General features: G+C 62.2%; 1 pseudogene. It reads left to right on the forward strand.

From position 1 onward, the window contains the following. Positions 1-680, forward strand: a pseudogene (locus AC6CHP_RS20715) (pyruvate dehydrogenase (acetyl-transferring), homodimeric type); the annotation flags it as partial.

Consider the following 680-nt stretch of genomic DNA (forward strand, 5'->3'; position numbering starts at 1 on the left):
GACGCGGCGGCCACGACTACCGCAAGGTCTACGCCGCGTACAAGGCAGCCACCGAATTCAAGGGCAAGCCCACCGTCATCCTCGCCAAAACCGTCAAAGGCTACGGCCTCGGACCGAGGTTTGAAGGCAGGAATGCCACACACCAGATGAAAAAGCTGACTGTCGAGGACCTCAAGGAGTTCCGGGACTACCTGCGGATCCCCATTGCCGATGCGCAACTGGAAGCGGATCCCTATTCCCCGCCGTACTTCCACCCCGGGCATGATGCACCGGAGATCGTCTACCTCCATGAACGGCGGAAGGCCTTGGGCGGCGCCGTCCCGGAACGCCGGTCATCCCATGATGCCGTTGCTCTGCCGGATCCCAAGACGTTTGACGTTGCCAAACGAGGCTCGGGCAAACAGCAGGCCGCCACCACCATGGCTTTTGTCAGGCTCCTGAAAGACCTCATCCGGGACAAAAACTTCGGGCACCGGATTGTGCCCATCGTCCCGGACGAATCAAGGACCTTCGGCATGGACGCGTTCTTCCCCACCGCGAAGATCTACAACCCCAAGGGCCAGAACTACCTGTCCGTGGACCGGGACCTGGTCCTGGCCTACAAGGAATCCGCCCAGGGGCAGCTGATCCACCCCGGCATCAATGAAGCCGGCGCCGTGGCTGCCTTCACCGCCGCCGGT

Source organism: Pseudarthrobacter sp. GQ63 (genome assembly GCF_059758765.1).